Genomic DNA, 327 nt, shown 5'->3' with positions numbered 1-327 from the left:
CATATGTACATGATCTTTACACGCTGTTGCTTCAATAATCTCCACACCTTTTCTTTCACATAAAGTACGGAGAATTTCTCCAATGTCCTTTTTGATTTTTCCATAAATCACTTGTCTTCTATACTTCGGTGCAAATACAATGTGATACTTACAATTCCAAGTCGTATGTGCTAAACTATTAGTGTCTTTTGACATAAAAACTCCTCCGTATGCTGATATTTCGGTTGGCGAACCAAAAATATTTTAGCACCACGGGAGAGTTTTTTTAATACCACGCTGAAAGCTTTTTGGAACCCTAGGCCTAGCCTAGGGTTTTCGTTTTCATAA

At 36.7% G+C, this 327-nt stretch carries 1 protein-coding gene; it reads right to left on the bottom strand.

The genetic code is table 11. The features are described from left to right. Positions 1-195: IS200/IS605 family transposase (gene tnpA / locus AAHB12_RS31480; protein ID WP_342048966.1), on the bottom strand; the 195-nt coding region annotated here is incomplete at its 3' end. Positions 196-327: the final 132 nt, after the last annotated feature.

This window comes from Bacillus sp. OTU530 (assembly GCF_038440375.1).
This window is presented reverse-complemented; position numbering and strand designations above follow the sequence as displayed.